Source organism: Citrobacter sp. CK198, assembly GCF_030333295.1.
Lineage (GTDB): Bacteria > Pseudomonadota > Gammaproteobacteria > Enterobacterales > Enterobacteriaceae > Citrobacter_B > Citrobacter_B koseri.
The window spans coordinates 269219-284519 of the sequence record NZ_JAOWGE010000028.1 but is presented as its reverse complement, the minus strand read 5'-3'; the positions used below and the strand labels follow the sequence as shown (position 1 = coordinate 284519).

General features: G+C 57.3%; 14 protein-coding genes. 9 read left to right on the top strand and 5 right to left on the bottom strand.

The annotated features are described in order from the left end of the window. The first annotated feature begins 195 nt into the window (after positions 1 to 195). Positions 196 to 1332, top strand: a complete 1137-nt coding sequence (wzz(fepE), locus tag OGY62_RS07855) for an LPS O-antigen length regulator Wzz(fepE) (RefSeq protein ID WP_071259795.1) — start codon at positions 196 to 198, stop codon at positions 1330 to 1332. A gap of 72 nt (positions 1333 to 1404) precedes the next feature. Here wzz(fepE) and fepC read toward each other — a convergent pair whose 3' ends face one another. From fepC to fepD, 3 genes are read right to left on the bottom strand one after another with little or no spacing between them, the layout of a single operon-like run. Then, positions 1405 to 2202 carry an iron-enterobactin ABC transporter ATP-binding protein gene (gene fepC / locus OGY62_RS07850; RefSeq protein WP_047458235.1) on the bottom strand — a complete coding sequence of 266 codons (798 nt, stop codon included), beginning with the start codon at positions 2200 to 2202 and terminating at the stop codon, positions 1405 to 1407. Then, the gene (fepG, locus tag OGY62_RS07845; protein WP_012133400.1) at positions 2199 to 3191 is read right to left on the bottom strand and encodes an iron-enterobactin ABC transporter permease; all 993 of its coding nucleotides are present in this window, start codon (positions 3189 to 3191) and stop codon (positions 2199 to 2201) included. Before fepG ends, fepC begins: the two co-directional genes overlap by 4 nt. Beyond that, complete coding sequence (gene fepD / locus OGY62_RS07840) at positions 3188 to 4195, bottom strand: Fe(3+)-siderophore ABC transporter permease (RefSeq protein WP_012133399.1); 1008 nt, start codon at positions 4193 to 4195, stop codon at positions 3188 to 3190. Before fepD ends, fepG begins: the two co-directional genes overlap by 4 nt. 111 nt (positions 4196 to 4306) lie before the next feature. Here fepD and entS point away from each other — a divergent pair, with 111 nt between their 5' ends. Continuing rightward, positions 4307 to 5557, top strand: a complete 1251-nt coding sequence (entS, locus tag OGY62_RS07835; protein WP_219935803.1) for an enterobactin transporter EntS — start codon at positions 4307 to 4309, stop codon at positions 5555 to 5557. Between the two features lie 43 nt (positions 5558 to 5600). Here entS and fepB read toward each other — a convergent pair whose 3' ends face one another. Continuing rightward, a complete protein-coding gene (gene fepB, locus OGY62_RS07830; RefSeq protein WP_024130559.1) occupies positions 5601 to 6557 on the bottom strand; it encodes a Fe2+-enterobactin ABC transporter substrate-binding protein in 957 nt (318 codons plus the stop codon). Positions 6558 to 6744: 187 nt separating this feature from the next. Between fepB and entC the strand changes: the two genes are divergently transcribed. From entC to OGY62_RS07795, 7 genes are all read left to right on the top strand, one after another. Continuing rightward, positions 6745 to 7920 carry an isochorismate synthase EntC gene (gene entC / locus OGY62_RS07825; RefSeq protein ID WP_049010316.1) on the top strand — a complete coding sequence of 392 codons (1176 nt, stop codon included), beginning with the start codon at positions 6745 to 6747 and terminating at the stop codon, positions 7918 to 7920. Between the two features lie 9 nt (positions 7921 to 7929). Then, positions 7930 to 9540, top strand: coding sequence for a (2,3-dihydroxybenzoyl)adenylate synthase EntE (entE, locus tag OGY62_RS07820; protein ID WP_112002156.1), 1611 nt, complete (start codon positions 7930 to 7932; stop codon positions 9538 to 9540). 11 nt (positions 9541 to 9551) lie between these two features. Then, complete coding sequence (locus tag OGY62_RS07815; RefSeq protein WP_047458220.1) at positions 9552 to 10409, top strand: isochorismatase; 858 nt, start codon at positions 9552 to 9554, stop codon at positions 10407 to 10409. Continuing rightward, positions 10409 to 11164: a 2,3-dihydro-2,3-dihydroxybenzoate dehydrogenase EntA gene (gene entA, locus OGY62_RS07810; protein ID WP_219935798.1), complete on the top strand. Its 756-nt coding sequence runs from the start codon at positions 10409 to 10411 to the stop codon at positions 11162 to 11164. Before OGY62_RS07815 ends, entA begins: the two co-directional genes overlap by 1 nt. A 2-nt stretch (positions 11165 to 11166) precedes the next feature. Further along, positions 11167 to 11580, top strand: a complete 414-nt coding sequence (gene entH / locus OGY62_RS07805) for a proofreading thioesterase EntH (RefSeq protein WP_012133392.1) — start codon at positions 11167 to 11169, stop codon at positions 11578 to 11580. Positions 11581 to 11755: 175 nt separating this feature from the next. Further along, positions 11756 to 13861, top strand: coding sequence for a pyruvate/proton symporter CstA (cstA, locus tag OGY62_RS07800; RefSeq protein ID WP_104868935.1), 2106 nt, complete (start codon positions 11756 to 11758; stop codon positions 13859 to 13861). Positions 13862 to 13921: 60 nt separating this feature from the next. Continuing rightward, the gene (locus OGY62_RS07795) at positions 13922 to 14119 is read left to right on the top strand and encodes a YbdD/YjiX family protein (RefSeq protein ID WP_012133390.1); all 198 of its coding nucleotides are present in this window, start codon (positions 13922 to 13924) and stop codon (positions 14117 to 14119) included. 92 nt (positions 14120 to 14211) lie between these two features. Here OGY62_RS07795 and OGY62_RS07790 read toward each other — a convergent pair whose 3' ends face one another. Beyond that, positions 14212 to 15300 (bottom strand): oxidoreductase, encoded by a 1089-nt coding sequence (locus OGY62_RS07790; protein WP_071259780.1) that lies wholly within the window; start codon positions 15298 to 15300, stop codon positions 14212 to 14214. Between the last annotated feature and the right edge of the window lies 1 nt (position 15301).

The following is a 15301-nucleotide window of genomic DNA, read 5'->3' as shown; positions in this document are numbered from 1 at the left end:
CAATTATTATGGGCTTTTTATTTGTCTTCAGCATTGATTTAACATAAGTGAAACATAATCAGACAGTTGGTAAAATTCTGAATATTGCATGCTACCTGTGGAACAAACAAAGATCGTTTCGGATAATTCTGAGATGCTGTTAGAATATTAGAAAGGATGTTTTTATTCATTGGACTCAATGTCAGGTTACACAACATGTCATCACTCAATGTTAAGCAGGAAAAAGATTCGGAATTTACTGGCTATCCGTTAGCGCCGTCAAACAGTAATGAAATTGATTTGTTAAGCCTTGTTGATGTTTTATGGCGGGCGAAAAATCGCATTATTGCGACTGTTTTTGCGTTTGCGCTGGCAGGTATTCTGCTGTCCTTTATTCTGCCGCAGAAATGGACCAGTCGGGCGATTGTCACCCCGGCAGAGGCCGTACAGTGGCAGGCGCTGGAAAAAACGCTGACCACATTGCGTGTGCTGAACCTCGACATTAATTTGCAGCGAGACGCCGTCTTTACGCTTTTCATTAAGAAGTTCAGCTCAACATCGCTGCTGGATGAATATCTTCGCGCCTCCCCGTATGTGATGGATCAATTGAAAGGGGCGGATATTGATGAAATGGAACTGCATCGGGCGATTGTTGCGCTCAGTGAAAAGATGAACGCGGTGGATACCAACGCCGGTAAGAAAAACGAGACGTCGTTATTTACCTCGTGGACATTGAGTTTTACTGCGCCAACGAAAGAAGAGGCGCAGAAGGTGCTGGCCGGCTATATCCAGTATGTGTCGGACATCGTCGTGAAAGAGACGCTGGAGAATATTCGTAACCAGCTGGACACCAGAACGCATTTCGAGAAAGAAAAACTGGCGATGGACCGGGTGAGATTGCGCAACCAGCTTGATGCGAACATTCAGCGACTTAATTATTCCCTGGAGATTGCCAACGCCGCCGGGATTAAGAAGCCGGTCTACAGTAATGGTCAGGCGGTAAAAGACGACCCGGATTTCTCTATTTCTCTGGGCGCCGACGGTATTGCGCAAAAATTGCAAATTGAAAAGTCCGTCACGGACGTTGCGGAAATTAACGCTGAAATACGCAACCGTCAGTATTACGTAGAGCAACTGACCGCGATGAATATCAATGATGTGAAATTTATGCCGTTTAAATATCAGCTATCGCCTTCGCTGCCAGTGAAAAAAGACGGCCCGGGCAAAGCGTTGATCGTGATTCTGGCTGCGTTGCTGGGCGGTATGATCGCGTGCGGCGGTGTTCTGCTGCGTCATGCCATGCTGTCCCGTAAACTGGATGATGCGATTCAACTGGAAGAACGGTTAGTCTAAGCGCCATCCGGCAAATCGCCCGGTGGCGCTGTCGCTGACCGGGCCTGCATGGTTAACCCTTCGCCATTGAGATTACTTCGGGCGACCCAGCGGCACAACCAGCGGCGTTCCGGCGATCGGATCGTCGATGATCGTGCAACGTAATCCATAAATTTTCTCAATAAGATCCGCTGTCACAATCTCCTTTGGCGCTCCCTCTGCGACGATCTTGCCTTCACGTAACGCGATTAAATGCGTGGCGTACCGGCAGGCCTGGTTAAGGTCGTGCAGAACCGCAGCGAGGGTGTAACCTTTCTCGCGATTCAGCTCGCTCAACAGCTCCAGCAGATCGATCTGGTGGCTGATATCCAGCCAGGTCGTCGGTTCATCCAGCAACATGATGGACGTTTCCTGCGCCAGCACCATGGCTATCCATGCTCGCTGCCGCTGCCCGCCGGAAAGCGTGTCCACGCTTTGCGTCGCCAGGTGGGTAATCCCCGTAGCGCGCATCGCACCGGCGACGGCGTCTTCGTCTTCTTTGCGCCAGCGGGTAAACAAAGGCTGATGCGGATAGCGGCCCCGGGCAACCAGCTCCTGTACGGTGATATCGCCCGGCGTGGTGGCGTTTTGCGCCAGCAGGCCGATTCGTCGCGCCACCTCTTTACTGGCGTAGTGCTGAATATGCTCGCCGTCGAGCCAGACGTGGCCATGTACGGGCGACATCAGACGGCTTAGCGTACGCAATAATGTTGATTTGCCGCAGCCATTCGGCCCAATAATGGCAGTGAAGTGACCATCCGGGATAGAAACATTCAGATTCTCCGCGACGGTATACTTGCCATAACCCAGCGTTAACTGGTCGCCACGCAAACGGGCTACTGATTCGGTCATTTTTTGCGGGACTCCTGAATTAACAAGACGATAAGGTAAATACCGCCGAGGCTTACGGTGACGACGCCTACCGGAAGCTGGTAAGGCATAAACAGTTGTTGGGCGCACAGGTCGGCGGCCAGCAGCAATAGCGCGCCGCACAATGCGGACTGGGTTAACCCCCAGCGTGCCGTGCCGCTAAGGCGCCGCGCGATGTGCGGCGCAACCAGCGCAATGAAAGAGATCGGGCCTGCGAGCGCCGTCGCGGCGGCGGTCAGCACCACGGCGACCAGCATCATCATTAACCGGGAACGTTCAACGCTGACGCCAAGCGCGCAGGCGCTGTCATCGCCCATTTCCAGCAAGCGCAGACGGCGTACCAGCAATGCGGCACACGCCAGCATCAGAACGATCAGCGGTGCCGAGGGCCACGTTTTGGCCCAGGTCAGTCCGTTGAGCGACCCGGCGTTCCACAATCCGGCGGAGAGGGCCGTTTCTAACGACGCCTGCAACAGCAGCCAGGTGTTGAACGCCACCAGCATGGCGCGCACGCCGATGCCGATAATAATCAGCCGGAAGGTCTCAATGCCGTTGCGCCAGGCAAGCAGCCAGACGATCAGCGAGGTGAGAATCCCACCAGCCATTGCCGCCATCGCGATCGCCGTTAGGTTCTGGCCAAACAGCACCATTGCCACCAGCACGCCGCTCCAGGCCCCGGTGTTAAAACCCATTACGTCCGGGCTACCCAGCGGGTTGCGCATCAACGACTGAAAAATCGCGCCGCTGACGCCCAACGCGGCGCCAATCAGTAACGCCATCAGCACGCGAGGCAGACGCCATTCGGTCACCACAAGGGTAATGCTGCGCGGGGCGTCTCCCAGCAACGCATTGATGATTTGCGAGACTTCCAGCGTAACGGCGCCGCTGCGCAGGCTCCACAAGCCGACAGCGATACAGCCGAGCACCAGCAACAGACAACTTATGATCAGGCGGCGGGAAAGGTGCATCATACGGCACCTCCGCGCTGCTTGCGCCGCACGAGGAAAATAAGCACTGGCGCGCCGAGAAAGGCGCTGACAACCGAAACGCGCAATTCACCGGGAACGATGAGTCGCCCGATAATATCGGCAAACAGCAGCAGGGTCGGGGTCGCCAGCAACGTGACCGGCAGCGACCAGCGGTGATCCGCCCCCACCAGCCAGCGGGCCATGTGCGGCATCATCAGACCGATAAACGCGATAGGGCCAACAACCGCCGTCGCGCTGCCGCATAACACGGTAATCACCAGCAGGCCGATGAGCTGGGTACGCGCCACTTTGCTGCCCAGCGCGGTGGCAGTATCGCTACCGAGACTCAGGCTGTTCAGCGCGCGGCTGAGAAACAGCGCGGTAGCACCGGCAATCAGCACCGGCACGACAATAACCTTGAGCGTTTGCAGACTGCGAATGTCCAGCGAGCCGGCCTGCCAGAAACGGAGCTGATCGTACACATCCGGGTTCAGCAACGCGATACCGTTGGAAAGCCCCTCCAGCACTGCGCCGAGCGCGACACCCGCTAGCGTGAGGCGAACCGGGCTTAACTGCCCGGCGCCCTGACTGCCGGTAAAGGCGACAATCAGCGAGGCGACCAGCGCCCCGGCAAACGCCATCAGCAACTGTTCCTGCGGAGAGGAAAAACCAAACAGCGCCGCGCCGAGTACGATCGCGAAACTGGCGCCGGAATTGACGCCGAGAATGCCCGGGTCGGCAAGCGGGTTGCGGGTGAGCGTTTGCATTAACGCCCCGGCGAGCCCCAGTGCGCCGCCAGCCAACAGGCCAGCCAGCGTGCGCGGCAATCGCGCGTCCAGCACGATGGTGCAGTCAGCGCTTTGGCAGGTGCCGGTAATTGCTTCAAGTACGACGGACGCAGGCAGTGATTTTGCGCCGATAGCCAGACTTAATGCCGTGGCGAGAATAAGTAATAACAACAAGCCGGGCACGGCGATGGCGCGTGCCACGGAAACAGAGCATGACATATCAACTTCCCTGATAATGATAGTAATTATCGTTATCGATCTTATTCGGTTATGTTAGCATGTGCAGCCATTGAATGGATATTTAAAAAAAGTTCGCATTAAGGCGTTGTAATGAATCGACAATCCTGGCTGCTGAATCTCAGCCTGTTGAAGACGCACCCTGCATTTCGCGCTGTCTTCCTCGCCCGTTTTATCTCTATTGTCTCGCTGGGTCTGCTGGGCGTAGCGGTGCCGGTACAGATCCAGATGATGACCCACTCGACGTGGCAGGTTGGTCTGTCGGTGACGCTGACCGGCAGCGCGATGTTTGTTGGCCTGATGGTCGGCGGCGTGCTGGCGGATCGTTATGAACGTAAAAAGGTGATCCTGCTGGCGCGCGGCACCTGCGGTATTGGCTTTATTGGCCTGTGTCTGAACGCGCTGTTGCCGGAACCTTCGCTGCTGGCAATCTATCTGCTCGGTCTGTGGGATGGCTTTTTTGCCTCGCTGGGGGTTACGGCGCTACTGGCGGCGACGCCTGCGCTGGTAGGGCGAGAAAACCTTATGCAGGCCGGGGCGATTACGATGCTGACGGTGCGTCTGGGATCGGTGATTTCACCGATGCTGGGCGGCGTATTGCTGGCTACCGGCGGCGTGGCCTGGAACTACGGTCTGGCGGCGGCAGGAACATTTATCACGCTGCTGCCGTTGCTGAGCCTTCCGGCGCTCCCGCCGCCGCCGCAACCGCGTGAGCATCCGTTGAAATCGCTGTTGGCAGCGTTCCGTTTCTTACTCTCCAGCCCGCTCATTGGCGGCATTGCGTTGCTTGGCGGACTCTTGACGATGGCAAGCGCGGTGCGCGTGCTTTATCCGGCGCTGGCGATTAACTGGCACATGTCCGCCGCGCAAATCGGTTTACTTTATGCCGCTATCCCATTGGGGGCGGCTGTTGGCGCGTTAACCAGCGGGCAACTGGCGCACAGCGTTCGCCCTGGACTGTTGATGCTGGCTTCCACCGTAGGGTCGTTCCTGGCGATTGGGGTGTTTGGGCTGATGCCTGTCTGGCTGCTCGGGGTGATCTGTCTGGCGCTGTTCGGCTGGCTCAGCGCGATTAGCTCGTTACTGCAATACACCCTGTTGCAGACGCAAACGCCGGAAGCCATGCTCGGGCGAATCAACGGCCTGTGGACGGCGCAAAACGTGACCGGCGACGCCATCGGCGCAGCGCTGTTGGGCGGGCTGGGCGCCATGATGACGCCGGTTGCGTCAGCGAGCGTGAGCGGGTTTGGGCTGGTGATCGTTGGGTTGTTGTTAATGCTGCTGCTGGGCGAGTTGCGTCGTTTTCGCCAGCCGCCGCCGGTGCCAGATGGCGCACCGCTTTAAAATGCAGGCCGGACAGGGCATTGGCCGCTATCCGGCAAATAAATTAAAACAGCGCGGCGAGACGGTTAAGCAGTAACGTTGCGCTGTAGTAGTCCAGACGGAACGTTTCGGTGCCCAGCGCATAAACGCGCTTATTTTGCACGGCAGGCAGGTGAGCAAGCAGTGGGTTGGCGTAAATAGCGTCGGCATCTTTGATGTCACCGGCAAACAGGAACAGCGCTTCGCCGTTCAGACCTGCTGCCAGGTTTTCCCCGCCAAGCTGGATGATGTCATGACGTTTGCCCTGGCTTTTACTGGTTTGCAGTCCGGCAGGGAGGGGCGCCAGCGTAAAGCCTAACTGCTCCATCAGCTTGCCCTGGGCTGAATCTTGCGTCCACAGGTTGGCGCTGTGTGCGGCAGCGGTGTAGACCAGCGCGCTGACCGGTTGCGGCGGTAATGTGAGCTGTTGTTTAACAGTCGCCAGTTGTTTATCAAATTCCGCGATGCGCGCAGCGGCCTGTTTTTCCTGACCGGTGATCTCGCCCAGTTGCGTCAGCAGAGACTGCCAGCTTTTATCGTCGTAATTGATGATAAGCGTAGGGGCAATAGTAGAAAGCTGATCGTACAGCGCCAGCGCAGAGTCGCCACCGGTTGCGCTAATCAGAATAAGGTCCGGCATTTGTGCGGCAACGGCTTCAGCGCTTGGTTCGCCGATGTACAGGCGCGCCAGCTTGCGCGCTTTCGCAACGTCGCTCCATTGACGCAGAAATCCCTGATCGTCGGCAAAGCGGTTGTTAGGGGTGGTCGCTCCGCTGGCGACAACGGGAGCATCAATCGCCAGCAGCGAGCCCGTCAGGGTCACGCTGGTAGAGACGATACGTTCAGGTTTATGGTCCAGCGTATGCGTGCCGCGGCTGTCGGTGATCTGGCGCGGCCAGTCAGCGGCATGACCTAAAGAAATTCCTGAAATGAAAAGCCCAACCAGTATCAGGGATGTTCTGCAAAGCAGGGGAAGTCTCACGAATCAGCGTCCTGTTATTAATGGAGTTAATGCTTCTCATTTTCATTGTTAGCGGGAAGGGATGCAAGTCTAAGTCGCACATTGTACTACCCCAAGAGTTGACATGCTGTCTGTTTACTTTTAGGTTAGCGCCCGAAAATATAAATGATAATCATTATTAAAGCCTTTATCATTTTTGGAGGATGATATGGATACGTCACTGGCCGAGGAAGTTCAGCAGAAAATGGCAACGCTCACCCCCGATCGCTTTTTCTTTATGTCGCCGTATCGCAGCTTTACGACGTCAGGATGCTTCGCCCGTTTCGCTGAACCAGCGGTTGACGGGGATTCGTTAGACAGCCCCTTCCAACAAAAATTACAGCAAGCCTTTGCCGACGCCAGAGCACAGGGTATCGCAAATCCTGTTATGGTCGGCGCTATCCCCTTCGATACCCGCCAGCCATCCTCGCTGTTCATTCCTGAGTCCTGGCAGACCTTCTCCCGACCGGCAAAGCAACAATCCTCGCGTTACTTTACCGGGCATCAGGCACTGAATGTTGTTGATCGTAAAAGTATCCCTGAACAGGAAACGTTTGAAGCGATGGTGGCGCGCGCGGCAGCGCTGACGGCGACGCCTGAAGTCGACAAAGTGGTTCTGTCACGCCTGATTGATATTACGACCGATGCCACCATTGACAGCGGCGCGCTGCTGGAGCGGCTGGTGGCGCAGAACCCGGTGAGTTACAACTTCCATGTGCCTCTGGAGGATGGCGGCGTGCTGCTTGGCGCCAGCCCGGAATTGCTGCTGCGTAAAGAGGGCGATCGCTTTAGTTCACTGCCGTTGGCCGGGTCGGCGCGTCGCCAGCCTGATGATGTGCTGGATCGTGAAGCGGGCAACCGACTGCTGGCTTCTGAAAAAGACAGACACGAACATGAGCTGGTCACTCAGGCCATGAAGACGGTGCTGCGCGACCGCAGCAGTGAATTACAGCTGCCCGCATCTCCACAATTGATCACCACCCCGACGTTATGGCATCTCGGTACGCCGTTTGAAGGTAAGGCGAATGCGGAAGAAAATGCCCTGACGCTGGCGTGTCTGCTGCATCCGACGCCTGCGTTGAGCGGTTTCCCGCATCAGGTGGCGAAAAAATTAATTGCCGAACTGGAGCCGTTCGATCGTGAACTGTTCGGCGGCATCGTCGGCTGGTGTGACGCCGAAGGAAACGGCGAGTGGGTCGTGACGATTCGTTGCGCGAAGCTGCGACAAAACCAGGTTCGCCTGTTCGCGGGCGCCGGGATTGTGCCTGCTTCCTCTCCGGTCGCGGAGTGGCGTGAGACCGGCGTGAAGCTTTCTACCATGTTGAACGTTTTTGGACTGCATTAAGGAGCGATGATGACCATTCCTTTCACCCGTTGGCCGGAGGAGTTTGCCCGCCGCTATCGTGAAAAAGGGTACTGGCAGGATCTGCCGCTGACCGATATTTTAACCCGCCACGCAGACAGCGATAAAACGGCGGTGATTGATGGCGATCGACACCTGAGCTATCGCGAACTGAACCAGGCGGCGGATAATCTGGCCTGTAGCCTGCGTCGTCAGGGGATCAAACCCGGCGAAACCGCGCTGGTGCAACTGGGCAACGTGGCGGAGCTGTATATCACTTTCTTCGCCCTGCTGAAGCTTGGCGTCGCACCGGTTCTGGCGCTGTTCAGCCATCAACGGACGGAACTTAACGCTTACGCGAAGCAAATTGAACCGGCGCTGGTAATTGCTGACCGCCAGCACGCGCTGTTCACCGGGGACGATTTCCTCAATACGTTTATTGCCGAACACAATTCCGTGCGTGTGGTGCTGTTGCTCAACGATGCGGGTGAACACAACCTGCAAACGGCGATTGACCAGCCTGCGGTTGATTTTACCGCCACGCCATCACCTGCTGATGAGGTGGCTTATTTCCAGCTTTCCGGCGGTACAACCGGAACGCCGAAGCTGATCCCGCGCACCCATAATGATTATTACTACAGCGTGCGCCGCAGCAATGAAATTTGCCACTTTACCGAAGCCACGCGTTTCTTATGCGCGATTCCGGCTGCGCATAACTACGCCATGAGTTCGCCGGGATCGCTGGGCGTCTTTCTGGCCCAGGGAACGGTGGTGCTGGCGGCTGACCCGAGCGCTACGCTCTGTTTCCCGTTAATTGAAAAGCATCAGATTAATTCAACGGCGCTGGTGCCGCCTGCGGTGAGCCTGTGGTTGCAGGCGATTCAGGAGTGGGGCAGCAACGCGCAACTGGCCTCGTTGAAACTGTTGCAGGTAGGCGGCGCGCGGCTGTCAGCGACGCTTGCCGCGCGTATTCCGGCGGAAATCGGCTGTCAGTTGCAGCAGGTATTCGGCATGGCGGAAGGACTGGTGAATTACACCCGTCTGGACGACAGCCTGGAGCGCATCATCAATACTCAGGGTTGCCCGATGTGCCCGGACGATGAGGTCTGGGTGGCTGACGCTGACGGCAATCCGCTACCGCAGGGGGAAACGGGACGCCTGATGACGCGCGGGCCGTACACGTTTCGCGGCTATTTTAAAAGCCCGGAGCATAACGCCAGCGCGTTTGATGCCAACGGCTTTTACTGCTCCGGCGATCTGATCTCCATTGATCCAGATGGCTATATCACCGTGCAGGGACGTGAAAAAGATCAGATCAATCGCGGCGGGGAGAAGATCGCCGCTGAAGAGATTGAAAACCTGTTACTGCGCCACCCGGCCGTAATCCATGCCGCGCTGGTCAGCATGGAAGATGAGCTGATGGGGGAAAAAAGCTGCGCCTGGCTGGTGGTGAAAGAGCCGCTGCGCGCGGTACAGGTACGCCGCTTCCTGCGTGAGCAGGGGGTCGCCGAATTCAAATTGCCGGATCGCGTGGAGTGCGTCGAGGCGTTGCCTCTGACCCCGGTCGGTAAAGTCGATAAAAAACAATTACGTCAGTGGCTGGCGTCACGTTCACTGACCTGAAGGAGAAAGAGATGGCAATTCCGAAATTGCAGGCGTACGCGCTGCCTGGCGCGCTCGATATTCCGCCCAATAAAGTGAACTGGGCCTTTGAACCTGAACGCGCTGCGCTGTTGATCCACGATATGCAGGATTATTTTGTCAGCTTCTGGGGCGACAACTGCCCGATGATGGAACAGGTGATCGCGAATATCGCCGCCCTGCGTCAGTACTGCAAAGAGCACAACATTCCGGTCTATTACACCGCTCAGCCGAAAGATCAGAGCGATGAAGATCGCGCCCTGTTGAACGATATGTGGGGGCCGGGCCTGACGCGTTCTCCCGAGCAGCAAAAGATTGTCGATGCGCTGGCGCCGGACGAGGCGGACACCGTGCTGGTGAAATGGCGTTACAGCGCGTTTCACCGTTCGCCGCTGGAGCAGATGTTAAAAGAAACCGGGCGTAATCAGCTGATTATCACGGGTGTGTATGCGCACATTGGCTGTATGACCACGGCGACCGACGCTTTCATGCGCGATATCAAGCCGTTTATGGTGGCGGATGCGCTGGCCGATTTCAGCCGTGAAGAACATGTGATGTCGCTTAACTATGTTGCCGGTCGCTCCGGTCGCGTGGTGATGACGCAGGAACTGCTGCCGACGCCGGTTCCGGCGAGCAAAGCGGAGTTGCGGGCGCTGATCCTGCCGCTGCTGGATGAATCCGACGAGCCGCTGGATGATGAAAACCTGATTGATTACGGGCTGGACTCTGTACGTATGATGGCGCTGGCGGCTCGCTGGCGTAAAGTGCATGGCGATATCGACTTCGTGATGCTGGCGAAAAACCCGACGATCGATGCCTGGTGGACGCTGCTTTCCCGTGAGGTGAAGTGATGGCCGGATTGGATTTTAACGGCAAAACCGTCTGGGTGACCGGCGCGGGAAAAGGGATTGGTTATACCACGGCGCTGGCGTTTGTTGCGGCTGGCGCGCAGGTGACGGGATTCGATCGCGAGTTCACGCAGGATGCGTATCCCTTTGCGACCGAAGTGCTGGATGTCGCAGACGCCGCGCAGGTCGCGCAGGTTTGCCGGCGCGTGCTGGCGCAAACCGAACGGCTGGATGTGCTGGTGAATGCCGCCGGGATTTTACGGATGGGGGCGACCGATGCGCTAAGCGCCGAGGACTGGCAGCAGACGTTCGCCGTCAACGTCGGCGGCGCGTTTAACCTCTTCCAGCAGACGATGGCGCAATTTCGTCAGCAGCAGGGCGGGGCGATTGTTACCGTCGCGTCTGATGCGGCGCACACGCCGCGCATTGGCATGAGCGCCTATGGCGCGTCCAAAGCGGCGCTGAAAAGCCTGGCGCTGACCGTTGGGCTGGAGCTGGCGGGCAGCGGCGTTCGCTGTAACGTCGTCTCTCCGGGATCTACCGATACCGATATGCAGCGCACGCTGTGGGTGAGCGATGATGCGGAACAACAGCGTATTCGTGGCTTTGGCGAGCAGTTTAAGCTTGGCATTCCGCTGGGAAAAATCGCGCGTCCGCAGGAAATCGCGAATACCATTTTATTCCTCGCCTCCGATCTGGCCAGCCACATTACGCTACAGGACATTGTGGTTGACGGCGGCTCAACCCTGGGAGCGTAACGATGATCTGGAAACGCCATTTAACGCTTGATGAGCTGAACGCCACCAGTCTGAACACGATGGTGGCGCATCTGGCGATCGTCTATACCCGTCTGGGCGATGACGTGCTGGAGGCGGAAATGCCCGTCGATGCGCGAACGCATCAGCCTTTCGGCTTGTTACACGGCGGCGCTTCGGCGGCGCTGGCGGAGACCCTGGGGTCAATGGCCGGGTATCTGATGACCCGTGACGGCCAGTGTGTGGTGGGAACCGAGCTGAATGCCACGCATCATCGCGCCGTGTCGCAGGGGAAGGTGCGCGGCGTTTGCCAGCCGCTGCATCTGGGTCGGCAAAGCCAGAGCTGGGAAATTGTGATTTTTGACGAACAGGGACGACGTTGCTGTACCTGCCGCCTGGGGACGGCGGTGATGGGCTAGGCCCAACAAAATGCAATGATGTTGCAGCGTTGACCTGCCAATGAAGTGATCCAGTTAACAATGCAATGTAAATAATCAGTTTTATAGCGTTGTCAGGTTGTTAAAACCAGCAGAGGTGTTATAGAAACAAAATGTAACATCTCTCTGGAACACAACACGCAAACGGACAACAACTATGAACAAATCAGGGAAATACCTCGTCTGGACATTGCTCTCCGTTATGGGAGCATTTGCCCTGGGATATATTGCGTTAAACCGTGGGGAACAGATCAACGCGCTATGGATCGTCGTGGCGTCAGTTTGTGTCTACCTCATTGCCTACCGTTTTTATGGTCTGTATATCGCCAAAAATGTGCTGGCGGTTGACCCGACGCGCATGACGCCTGCGGTGCGTCATAACGATGGTCTGGACTACGTACCTACCGATAAGAAAGTGCTGTTCGGTCACCATTTTGCGGCGATTGCCGGGGCAGGGCCGTTGGTTGGGCCGGTGCTGGCGGCGCAGATGGGGTATCTGCCCGGTATGATCTGGCTGCTTGCCGGGGTTGTGCTGGCAGGCGCGGTGCAGGACTTTATGGTGCTGTTTGTTTCTACCCGTCGTGACGGTCGTTCGCTGGGTGAACTGGTTAAAGAAGAGATGGGCTCAACGGCTGGTGTGATCGCGCTGGTGGCCTGTTTCATGATCATGGTGATTATCCTTGCGGTACTGGCGATGATCGTCGTGAAAGCCCTGACCCACAGTCCGTGGGGGACGTACACCGTTGCGTTCACCATTCCGTTGGCCATTTTTATGGGCGTCTACCTGCGTTACCTGCGTCCGGGACGTATTGGCGAGGTGTCTGTTATTGGTCTGGTGTTCCTTGTCTTTGCCATCATCTCCGGTGGCTGGGTGGCGGAAAGCCCAACCTGGGCGCCGTATTTTGACTTTACCGGCGTACAGTTGACCTGGATGCTGGTGGGCTACGGTTTTGTGGCGGCGGTTCTGCCGGTATGGCTGCTGCTGGCGCCGCGTGATTACCTCTCAACCTTCCTGAAAATTGGTACGATTGTCGGTCTGGCCGTCGGCATTCTGATTATGCGTCCGACGCTGACGATGCCTGCGCTGACCAAATTTGTGGATGGCACCGGCCCGGTGTGGACCGGTAACCTGTTCCCGTTCTTGTTCATCACCATTGCCTGTGGCGCGGTGTCTGGCTTCCATGCGCTGATCTCTTCCGGCACCACGCCGAAGATGCTGGCGAACGAAGGGCAGGCCTGCTTTATCGGCTACGGCGGGATGTTGATGGAATCCTTTGTGGCGATTATGGCGCTGGTTTCCGCATGTATCATCGATCCGGGCGTTTACTTCGCCATGAACAGCCCAATGGCCGTACTGGCGCCAGCCGGAACCGCTGATGTGGTTGCTTCTGCTGCGCAGGTGGTCAGTAGCTGGGGCTTTGCGATTACGCCTGATACGCTGCATCAGATTGCCAACGAAGTGGGCGAACAATCCATTATTTCTCGTGCCGGTGGCGCGCCAACGCTGGCGGTGGGGATGGCCTACATCCTGCACGGGGCGCTGGGCGGTATGATGGATGTGGCGTTCTGGTATCACTTCGCGATTCTGTTTGAAGCCCTGTTCATTCTGACGGCGGTTGATGCCGGTACGCGTGCGGCGCGCTTTATGTTGCAGGATCTGCTGGGCGTGGTCTCTCCGGGTCTGAAACGTACGGATTCACTGCCTGCGAACCTGTTAGCGACGGCGCTGTGCGTGCTGGCGTGGGGATACTTCCTGCACCAGGGCGTGGTGGACCCGTTAGGAGGGATCAACACCCTGTGGCCGCTGTTTGGTATCGCGAACCAGATGCTGGCGGGTATGGCGCTGATGCTCTGCGCGGTTGTACTGTTCAAGATGAAACGTCAGCGTTACGCATGGGTGGCGCTGGTGCCTACCGCCTGGCTGCTGATTTGTACGCTGACCGCAGGCTGGCAGAAAGCGTTTAGCCCGGATACCAAAATTGGTTTCCTGGCGATCGCCAATAAATTCCAGGCGATGATCGACAGTGGCGATATTCCTGCGCAGTACACGCAGTCTCAGCTGGCGCAGCTGGTGTTCAACAACCGTCTGGATGCCGGTCTGACCATCTTCTTCATGGTTGTGGTGGTGGTTCTGGCCCTGTTCTCAATCAAAACTGCGCTGGCAGCGCTGAAAGAGGACAAACCGACGGCGAAAGAAACGCCGTATGAAGCCATGCCGGAAAACGTTGAAGAGATTGTGGCGCAGGCGAAAGGCGCGCACTAATTTTTAAATAAGCGGCCCTCTTCTTAACGGGAGAGGGCATTTGCGTCACAGGTGGTAACGATGTTTGATACGCTTTCTAAGGCCGGGAAATATCTGGGTCAGGCGGCAAAACTGATGATTGGCGTGCCGGACTATGACAACTACGTTGAGCATATGCGCGTGACGCACCCGGATCAGACGCCAATGACTTACGAAGAATTTTTTCGTGAGCGGCAGGATGCGCGTTATGGCGGGAAAGGCGGCGCACGTTGCTGCTGATGTTTTGTGTTGCCCGGTGGCGCTACGCTTACCGGGCCTACGGGGTATTTTACAGGCCGGATAAGGCGCAGCCGCCATCCGGCAAGCCGCCGCTAAACCGTAAACGACTCTACCTTTTCAAACGCGGCGCGTAATGTGGCTGGCGTTAACGTCACCGGCAGAAAGTGGATGGATTCAACCGGGCGCAGGGTGTGGGCAATCACGTTATCAATCTCCGCCTGGTTCTGGATATCGACATCCAGCGCCGCCAGCGTGGTGGGCAGACTAAAGCGCTGATAAGCGGCGACAAGCTGCGCCAGTACCTCATCCTGACCCAGCAATGCGCTTTGCACCAGAATGCCATAAGCCACTTTGGTGCCGTGCAGAAACTTCTCGGTTTGCGGCAATACGGTGAGCCCATTATGGACGGCGTGTGCCGCCGCCACACGGGTATAACGCTCGCCAAGACCGCCGACCATGCCGCCCCCGGCAATAATCGCATCCACCACATCGCGAAATGCCTGGGTGAGTTCTCCACGTTCTTTGTCCGCCAGCGCCTGTTCGCTGCTCTCCAGTAGCACATCACGGATCGCCAGCGCGCCGTTAATGCCCAGACGCACGGTAAGCGGTAAGGTTTCTGGCTGTGGCGCTAATACAACGGCTTCGTACCATTTTGCCAGCGTGTCGCCGATGCCGGCCAGCAGATAGGCCTCTGGCGCGCGGAGAATGATTTCCGGCTCTACCAGCACCAGATAATTGGCGTCGTCAAAAATTTCAAAGTGCAGCGCCTGACCGGCATCGTTGTACCAGACCGACAGCGGTGTCCAGGCCGCGCAGGTGGCCGCGATAGTCGGGATCGCCACGAAGGGGAGTTGTAGCCGACGGGCAAGGGCTTTGGCGGTATCAAGCAGCGTGCCGCCGCCGATACCGATCACTACGCGGCGGTCGTCGCCTGCTTTCGCGGCCAGTTGTTTCACATCGCTTTCGCTGCAATGGCCGGTAAACGGCAGGTGTCTGGCTCCCGGAAGATCAAACGCATCCGGCAGGTAAGGGCGGGCGGCGGCAATCGCACGTTCGCCATACACCCATACTGCGGCGGAGAGTTGCCCGGCGCTGAAAAAATCCTTCAGTCTGGAGAGGCTGCCGGTATGGGAAAAGTAGTTAGCCGGGCCGGTAACGACGCGGATGTCAGTGTTGCTCATG